Source organism: Streptomyces sp. SM1 (assembly GCF_002910825.1).
Lineage (GTDB): Bacteria > Actinomycetota > Actinomycetes > Streptomycetales > Streptomycetaceae > Streptomyces > Streptomyces okerensis.
In genome coordinates, this window is record NZ_NEUB01000068.1 from 1 (window position 1) to 8,449 (window position 8,449).

Below are 8,449 nucleotides of genomic sequence, written 5' to 3' on the forward strand. Positions count from 1 at the left end.
GCGACCGCCTCGTTGATGCTGCCGGCGAGCTGCACGGCCTCGGGCAGACCCTGGTCGGTGAGGAGCTCGGCCAGACCGCCCGCGTACCCCTGGCCGACGGCGCGCACCTTCCAGGCGCCCTGGCGCCGGTAGAGCTCCAGCGCGACGACGGCCGACTCCGCCTCCAGGCCGGTGATGGTGTAGCTGGCGACCTCGCCGCCGTCCAGGCCGGTGACGGCGACGAAGGGGGCCGCCACGGCGCCGAACCGGGTGGGCCCCGGGCTGCCGCCCTGGGCGGGCAGGGCGAGCAGCACACTCACGCGGTGGACCGCGTCCGTCATGGCGTCCAGGTCCACCGCGAGGCGGTGGTCGGCGGCCGCCTGACGCGGTACCTCCAGGCCGGGCTGGGTGGGAGCGCCCGGGTGGGCCACCCACTCCACTCCGTGGATCCGGCCGTTCTCGTCGCCGAGCGCGGCCGTGGCCACGACCGGTGTGCCGGCCGAGATCCGGATCTCCAGACGGGACTGGGAGAGCGGGTGGTTCTGTCCCCGCACCAGCTCGGCCGTCATCGCCTTGGTCCCCCTGCGTCGCGTGTGATGGGTCGTCTGCCGCTCACCGGCCCCGCGCGGGGGCCGGTTCGCCTTCGGGTGCCTAGAGGACCGGCAGGATGGCCGGCATCAGGTCCTGGAAGGTGCGGCCGTTGGCCGGGTTGCCGAGCGCCGTCATGGTCCAGCTCGTGCCGGTACGGTGCACCTTGGCCATGATCTGGGCCGTGTAGGCGCCGCCGCCGGCCAGTGTGTAGCGGGCCAGCTCCTGGCCGTTGGTCTCGTCGACGAGACGGCAGAACGCGTTCTGCACCTCCTGGAACGTCTGGCCCGTGAAGGAGTTCACGGTGAAGACGATCTGGTCGATGTGGACCGGGACGCGCGACAGGTCGACGAGGATGGCCTCGTCGTCGCCACCCTGGCCGACACCGCCGACGAGGTTGTCACCGGTGTGGCGCACGGAGCCGTCGTCGCTCACGAGGTGACGGAAGAAGACGACGTCGACCGGCTGCTTGTCGGCGAACAGGACGGCCGAGGCATCCAGGTCGATCTCGCGGGTGCGCGAGCCGAACAGGCCGCGACGGGGAGCCGCCTGCCAGCCGAGACCCATGCGCACCGCGGTCAGGCTGCCGCCGTCGTTCTTCTGCAGACTGATGGCCTGACCTTTGGTCATGTTCACGGTCACGCGCTGATTCCCCTCTCGAACTGTCCCCTGTTGCCGCGGAACCGCGGTTGACCAGAACCCTACGCAGGGGCACTGACAGTGACGTACCCAGGTCCGCACTTTGTGTCGTTCTTGCAACACATCCCGTACGGGTGGTCAGGACAGGCCCGCCTCCCGCATCTGCCGCAGTTCCTTCTTCATCTCCGACACCTCGTCGCGCAGCCGTGCCGCGATCTCGAACTGGAGGTCCGCCGCGGCGGATCGCATCCGCGCGGTGAGGTCCTCGATCTGTCCGGCGAGTTCGGCCGCGGGGCGGTCGGTCGGCACGGTCTCGGCGGCCTTGCCCCTGGCCTTCTTCGCGCCCTTGGCGGCCTTGCCGCCGAGGGCGGGGACGGGCGTCTTGGTGCCGCCGCCGTCCTTCTTGGCCTGGCGGTACCCCGAGCCGAGCAGCTGCTCGGTGTCGATGTCCTCGCGGGCGATCTGCGCGACGATGTCGTTGATCTTCTTGCGGAGGGGCTGCGGATCGATGCCCTTCGCCCGGTTGTACGCGACCTGCTTCTCCCGGCGGCGGTTGGTCTCGTCGATGGCCTTCTCCATCGCCGGGGTGATCCTGTCGGCGTACATGTGGACCTGGCCGGAGACATTGCGCGCCGCGCGGCCGATGGTCTGGATCAGGGAGGTGCCCGAGCGCAGGAAGCCCTCCTTGTCCGCGTCGAGGATCGCCACCAGGGACACCTCGGGCAGGTCGAGGCCCTCACGCAGCAGGTTGATGCCGACGAGGACGTCGTACTCGCCGCTGCGCAGCTCCCGCAGCAGCTCCACCCGGCGCAGGGTGTCGACGTCGCTGTGCAGGTAGCGCACCTGGATGCCGAGTTCCAGGAAGTAGTCGGTGAGGTCTTCGGCCATCTTCTTGGTGAGCGTGGTGACCAGGACGCGCTCGTCCTTGGACACACGCTCGCGGATCTCGTGCACCAGGTCGTCGATCTGACCCTCGGTCGGCTTGACCACGACTTCGGGGTCGACGAGCCCGGTGGGGCGGATGATCTGCTCGACGAAGCCGTCGGACCGGGAGAGTTCGTACTGACCGGGGGTGGCCGACAGATAGACGGTCTGGCCGACGCGCTCCTGGAACTCCTCCCACTTGAGCGGGCGGTTGTCCAGGGCGGAGGGGAGCCGGAAACCGTGGTCGACGAGGGTGCGTTTGCGGGAGGCGTCGCCTTCGTACATGGCGCCGATCTGCGGCACGGTGACGTGCGACTCGTCGATGACGAGGAGGAAGTCGTCGGGGAAGTAGTCCAGCAGGGTGTTCGGCGGTGAGCCGGGGGCACGGCCGTCGAAGTGCATCGAGTAGTTCTCCACGCCGGAGCAGGAGCCGATCTGGCGGAGCATCTCGATGTCGTAGGTGCTGCGCATGCGCAGCCGCTGGGCCTCCAGCAGTTTGCCCTGGTTCTCCAGTTCGCTCAGGCGCTCGCCGAGCTCCTTCTCGATGTCGTTGACCGCGCGCTCCAGCCGCTCCGGGCCGGCGACGTAGTGCGAGGCGGGGAAGATGTACAGCTGCTGGTCGTCGCTGATGATCTCGCCGGTGAGCGGGTGCAGCGTGGACAGCGCCTCGACCTCGTCGCCGAACATCTCGATGCGGACGGCGAGCTCCTCGTAGACCGGGAAGATCTCGATGGTGTCGCCGCGCACCCGGAAGGTGCCGCGGGAGAAGGCCATGTCGTTGCGCGTGTACTGGATGTCCACGAAGCGGCGCAGCAGCTCGTCGCGGTCGAACTCGTCGCCCACGCGGAGCGGGACCATGCGGTCCACGTACTCCTGCGGCGTACCCAGGCCGTAGATGCAGGAGACGGAGGCGACCACGACGACGTCGCGGCGGGTGAGCAGCGAGTTGGTCGCCGAGTGGCGCAGCCGCTCGACCTCCTCGTTGACCGAGGAGTCCTTCTCGATGTAGGTGTCCGACTGCGGGACGTACGCCTCGGGCTGGTAGTAGTCGTAGTACGAGACGAAGTACTCGACCGCGTTGTTCGGCAGCAGCTCCCGGAACTCGTTGGCCAGCTGGGCGGCCAGGGTCTTGTTCGGCGCCATCACCAGGGTGGGGCGCTGGAGCTTCTCGATCATCCACGCGGTGGTGGCGGACTTGCCGGTGCCGGTCGCGCCGAGCAGGACGACATCCTTCTCACCTGCTTCGATACGCCGGGCGAGGTCGGCGATGGCCGTCGGCTGGTCGCCGCTCGGCTGGTAGGGGCTGACGACCTCGAAGGGCGCCACCGTGCGTTCGATCTGGGAAACGGGCCGCATGCCATCCACGGTACGACCCCCCACTGACAACGCGTCCGGATCAGCGTCGTTGCGGGGTCCGGGAGCGGTGTTCCACGGGGCCGCGCAGCCGCAGGCGGGCGCGCGGCGGACGGTGGTGGGCCGGAGGGTGGGCGGGGATGCCGGGCTTGTGCTCGGCGAAGGACGCCCCGGGCCCGCCCGTGACCATCAGCGGGTCGAAGACCACCACGATGCCCGCGAGGACGAGGAACGCGAGCGGGCCGACCATGAGGGGTCCGAGCAGCGCGGCGGCGGACTCCCCCTCCGCGGGGGTGGCCGTGCCGTGGACGTGGACGTCGAGTGCGGCCATGCCGGTGTAGTGCATCCCGGTGACCGCGAGTCCCATGACGAGACTGGCGCCCACGCTCCACAGGAAGCCCTTGACCTGCCCGGCCGCCCACAGCGCGGCACTGGCGGCGCCCATGGCGATGACCACGGAGGCGGCGACCACGACGGTGTTGTACTCGAGGCTTCCGTCAAGACTCATGCCTGCCATGCCGAGGTAGTGCATCGAGGCGATGCCGAGACCGGTGACGGTGCCCCCGGTGAACAGGGCCGTTCCCGAGGCGCCGCGGTAGCCGACGATGAAGATCCCGGTGCCGACCATGAGGATGCCGACGGCGAGGCTCGCGAAGGTCAGGGCCCGGTCGTAGTGGATCGGGGTGCCTTCTATCGCGAAGCCCATCATGCCGACGAAATGCATCGTCCATATGCCCGAGCCGATGGCCACGGACCCCAGGGCGAGCCAGAAGGGCCGTCGGCGCCGGGGCGCCGACATGGCTCTGGTGGTGCAGCGCAGTCCCAGGGCGCCGCCGAGGCAGGCCATGAGAAAGGCCACCAGCGGTGTGACCAGACCGTAGCTGAATCCGTCGACCGTGCCGTGCATGCGCGACTGCCCTTCCCGCCCTGTTCGTCCCGCAATGTCCCGATGTCATCCCCCTCCCAGATCCGCGGTGGCGGCCCGGGTTGCCGCAGAGAGTATGACCCCCACCGGAATGGTCGAACGACTTTCCAGCAAACAAACACGTCCTTGCCCCAGGTGTGTGGCACCAGTGTGCACAGTTCGGGCAACTCCGTTCAATCGGCGGCCATCCCGCGCCCGCCTCGCGTTGACCCTCTGCTGTCACAGTTGAGCTGACCGTGATGATCGCCCGACGCGAGGAGTACGCATGCACGCACGCGCCGTCGCCGCCTCCACCACCGCGCTCCTGGGAACCGCCGCCCTCCTGCTCCCGCTCTCCCCCGCGCGGGCCGCCGACAGCGGCGGTCCCGTGCCGGCGGCCGTCCGCTCCGCCGGTCCCCGCCCCCTCGCCGCCGACCACGGCATCCGTCACCCCGTGATCGTCGCCCACCGGGGCGCCTCCGCCTACGCGCCCGAGAACACACTCGCGGCCGTCGACAAGGCGGCCGCCCTCGGTGCCGAGTGGGTGGAGAACGACGTCCAGCGCACCAGGGACGGTGAACTCGTCGTCCTCCACGACGACAGCCTGCAGCGCACCACCGACGTCGAGGAGGTCTTCCCCGACCGGGCTCCGTGGAAGGTGAAGGACTTCACCGCGGCGGAGATCGCCCGGCTGGACGCGGGCAGCTGGTTCGACCCCGCGTACGCGGGTGCGCGCGTGCCGACGCTCGAGCAGTTCGTGCACCGCGTGGAGCGGTACGGCCAGAAGCTGCTGCTGGAGCTCAAGAACCCCCAGCTCTATCCGGGCATCGAGCGGGAGACCCTCAAGGTCCTGAGCAACGAGGGGTGGCTCGACCGCCGGCACGTGGGGAGCCGGCTGGTCGTGCAGAGCTTCAGCGCGGACAGCGTGCGGACGGTCCACGGTCTGAAGCCCGCGGTGAAGACGGGGTTCCTCGGGACGCCGCCCGTCGCGGACCTGGCCGCGTACGCGGCCTTCACCGACCAGATCAACCCCTCGCACGGCTCGCTGTCCGCCCCCTACGTCGCCGCCGTACACGGCTTCCGGGGTCCGCGCGGAAAGCGGATGGAGGTACTCACCTGGACCGTGAACGACGCGGCGGCGGCCCGGCGGGTCGCCGGGTTCGGTGTGGACGGCATCATCACCAACACGCCCGACGTCGTGCGGGACGCGGTCGGCGGCTGATCGCCCGTCCCGGCCACCGGCCACCGGCCGGCGTTGTCGGTGGCGGGTCGTACGGTGGTGCGCATGGACAGCCATGGGCAGTACGGGCAGCGGGTGGTGTGGGCCGTCGTGGACACCGGCGTCGGCCCGCTGCTGCTGGCCGCGACCCGCGAGGGCCTGGTCAACGTCGTGTTCCACGCCACGGACAAGGTGCGCGACAGCGCGCTGGAGCGGCTTGCGTCCCGGCTCGGCACCGAACCGGCCGAGCTGGGCAGCGCGCCGGCGGACGAGTCCGGCTCCGCAGTGGTGGCCGAGGCGATACGCCAGGTGGAGGCGTACTTCGCGGGTGAACGGCGGTCCTTCGAGCTGCCACTGGACTGGTCGCTGATATCGGGCTTCAACCGCGACGTGCTGCGGGAGCTGGCCGCCGGGGTGCCGTTCGGCACCGTCGTCGGGTACGGCGATCTGGCCGGACGGGTGGGGCAGCCGGGCGGCGCGCAGGCCGTGGGCACGGCCATGGGTGCCAACCCGCTGCCGGTGGTCGTGCCCTGCCACCGGGTCGTGGAGCGCGACGGGGGCATCGGCGGGTTCGGGGGCGGGCTGGAGACCAAGCGGCGGCTGCTCGCCCTGGAGGGTGTGCTGCCCGAGCCGTTGTTCTGACGGCTCGGGCAGCGGGCGCCGCCGGTCGTTCAGTCGTAGTGCCGCGCCTCGCACACATTGCCGTCCGGGTCGCGGAAGTAGAAGCTGCGCCGGGCCCGGCCGCGCGCCCCGAAGGAGTCGTACGAGAGGTCCGTCATCGGTACGGACTGCTCCTCGGGGCGGCTGCGGAGTGCGTCGAAGCGGTCGGCCGGCAGGGACAGGCAGACGTGGTTGACGGGGCGGCCCGAGCTCTGCGCGGCGCCGGGAAGCATCGTCATCCGTTCCGCCATGGCCAGCGGCATGAGATCGATGATCGTCTCCTCGTTGACACGCACCGAGGGGAAGGGCGCCTCGCCCGCGGAGTAGTCGGAGAGCCGGACCGGCTCCAGGCCCACGGCCTTGTCGTAGAAGCCGGCGGCCGCGCGGGGATCGCGCACCCACAGGACGATGTGGTCGAGACGAGTCGTGTGGTCCGTCATGTCCGCCAGCCTCCGTGATCGGCGTCGGGGTACGCAAGGGGTTTGGCCAGGGGTCCGGCCCGCCAGAGATGAGGGAGAGGCGGCAGGCAGGAGGCAGGCGCGTGGTGCTCATGGTGTCCGACGAGGTACGGGAGGCGATCGCGGCGGGCCGGCCGGTGGTGGCCCTGGAGTCCACGATCATCGCGCACGGGCTGCCGCGGCCGCGCAATCTCCGGGTGGCGCTGGAGCTGGAGGAGGCCGTACGGCAGGAGGGCGCGGTTCCGGCGACGATCGCCGTGCTGGACGGACGTCCTCTGGTCGGCCTGGACAAGGAGCAGCTGGAGCGGGTCGCCAACGAGGACGGCATCCGCAAGCTGGGCCATCGTGACCTGCCGCTCGCGGTGGCCGCCGGGGCGAGCGGGGCGACCACGGTGTCGGCCACGGCCCTGCTCGCGGCGCTCGCGGGCATACGGGTGTTCGCCACCGGAGGACTCGGCGGGGTGCACCGGGAGTGGACGGTGACGCAGGACGAGTCGGCGGACCTGGGCCTGCTGGCGCGCACCCGGATCACCGTGGTGTGCGCGGGGGTGAAGTCGATCCTGGACGTGCCCGCGACCTTGCAGCGGCTGGAGACCCTGGGGGTGTCGGTCGCCGGGTACGGCACGGACCGCTTCCCCGGCTTCTATCTGGCCGACTCGGGGCATCCCGTGGACTGGCGGCTGGACACGCCGGGCCAGGTGGCGGGGGTCATGCGGGCACGGGACGCGCTCGGCGGGCCGGAGTCGGCGCTGATCGTGGCCAACCCTGTTCCCGAGGACGAGCAGTTGGATCCCGGGGTGCACGCCCGGGTGCTCGACGAGGCGCTGCGCGCGTGCGAGGCGGAGGGGGTCACCGGCCAGGGGGTCACCCCGTTCCTGCTCGACCATCTGGTCCGTGGCACCGACGGTGCCTCACTCGCCGCGAACCTGGCCGCGGTCCGGGGCAACGTACGTCTGGCGGCCCGCGTCGCGGCGGCGTGGGCCGCCGGGGAGTGACGGGGGCCGTGCGGGGCGGGGCGCTCCTGGTCGTCGGTGACGTGATCACGGATGTGGTGGCCCGGTACCGTGGCCCGCTCGCCCCGGGGACGGACACGACGGCGGCGATCCGGACGGTGCCGGGGGGCGCGGGCGCCAATGTGGCCTGCTGGGCGGCGCGCCGAGGAGGCGTCGAGGTGCGACTCCTCGGCCGGGTGGGCGCGGACGCGGCGGCCTGGCACGAGCGGGAGCTGGCCGCCTGCGGGGTCCGTTCCCTGCTGGTCGTGGACGGACGGACACCGACGGGGACGGTCATCTGCCTGGTCGACGAGGGCGCGGCGGCCGAGCGGACCTTCCTCACCGACAGCGGCGCGTCGCTGCGGCTCGGCCCCGGCGACTGGTCGGACACGCTGCTGGACGGTGTGGCGCGGCTGCATCTGTCGGGCTATCTGCTGTTCACCGAGCCGAGCCGCGCCTTCGTCGCGGTGGCCCTGAAGGCCGCGCGGGCGCGGGGCGTGCCGGTGAGTCTGGATCCGGCGTCGGCCGGGTTCCTCACCAGTCTGGGCGCCGACCGTTTCCTGGCCCTCGTCGAAGGGGTGGACGTACTGCTGCCGAGCCGGGACGAGGCGTGCCTGCTGACCGGGGCGTCCGATGCCGCGGACGCCGCGGCTCGGCTGAGCCGCCATGTTCCGCTGGTGGTGGCCAAGCAGGGCGCGCGGGGCGCGCTGCTGGCACGGTCCGGGGCGGTGTA

At 71.3% G+C, this 8,449-nt stretch carries 9 protein-coding genes; 4 read left to right on the plus strand and 5 right to left on the minus strand.

What is annotated here, in order from left to right; all coding sequences use genetic code 11:
* From B9S61_RS01485 to B9S61_RS01500, 4 genes are all read right to left on the minus strand, one after another.
* Positions 1-548, minus strand: a 548-nt coding sequence (locus B9S61_RS01485; protein WP_146064670.1) for a TerD family protein, incomplete at its 3' end; no start/stop codon positions are given.
* Between the two features lie 82 nt (positions 549-630).
* Positions 631-1,209, minus strand: coding sequence for a TerD family protein (locus B9S61_RS01490; RefSeq protein WP_103540555.1), 579 nt, complete (start codon positions 1,207-1,209; stop codon positions 631-633).
* 135 nt (positions 1,210-1,344) lie between these two features.
* Positions 1,345-3,486 carry an excinuclease ABC subunit UvrB gene (uvrB, locus tag B9S61_RS01495; protein ID WP_103540556.1) on the minus strand — a complete coding sequence of 714 codons (2,142 nt, stop codon included), beginning with the start codon at positions 3,484-3,486 and terminating at the stop codon, positions 1,345-1,347.
* A gap of 40 nt (positions 3,487-3,526) precedes the next feature.
* Positions 3,527-4,390: an MHYT domain-containing protein gene (locus B9S61_RS01500; RefSeq protein ID WP_103540557.1), complete on the minus strand. Its 864-nt coding sequence runs from the start codon at positions 4,388-4,390 to the stop codon at positions 3,527-3,529.
* Between the two features lie 283 nt (positions 4,391-4,673).
* On the opposite strand from B9S61_RS01500, the gene B9S61_RS01505 reads away from it, so the two are divergent.
* Positions 4,674-5,609: a glycerophosphodiester phosphodiesterase family protein gene (locus B9S61_RS01505; protein WP_103540558.1), complete on the plus strand. Its 936-nt coding sequence runs from the start codon at positions 4,674-4,676 to the stop codon at positions 5,607-5,609.
* Positions 5,610-5,672: 63 nt separating this feature from the next.
* Positions 5,673-6,248, plus strand: coding sequence for a methylated-DNA--[protein]-cysteine S-methyltransferase (locus B9S61_RS01510; protein WP_103540559.1), 576 nt, complete (start codon positions 5,673-5,675; stop codon positions 6,246-6,248).
* Positions 6,249-6,277: 29 nt separating this feature from the next.
* Here B9S61_RS01510 and B9S61_RS01515 read toward each other — a convergent pair whose 3' ends face one another.
* Positions 6,278-6,706: a VOC family protein gene (locus B9S61_RS01515; RefSeq protein ID WP_103540560.1), complete on the minus strand. Its 429-nt coding sequence runs from the start codon at positions 6,704-6,706 to the stop codon at positions 6,278-6,280.
* A gap of 101 nt (positions 6,707-6,807) precedes the next feature.
* On the opposite strand from B9S61_RS01515, the gene B9S61_RS01520 reads away from it, so the two are divergent.
* Together B9S61_RS01520 and B9S61_RS01525 are read left to right on the plus strand one after the other, a co-directional pair.
* A complete protein-coding gene (locus B9S61_RS01520; protein WP_181007183.1) occupies positions 6,808-7,719 on the plus strand; it encodes a pseudouridine-5'-phosphate glycosidase in 912 nt (303 codons plus the stop codon).
* A partial coding sequence (locus tag B9S61_RS01525) for a carbohydrate kinase family protein (RefSeq protein WP_181007184.1) occupies positions 7,701-8,449 on the plus strand: 749 nt, incomplete at its 3' end. The genes B9S61_RS01520 and B9S61_RS01525, both read left to right, overlap by 19 nt.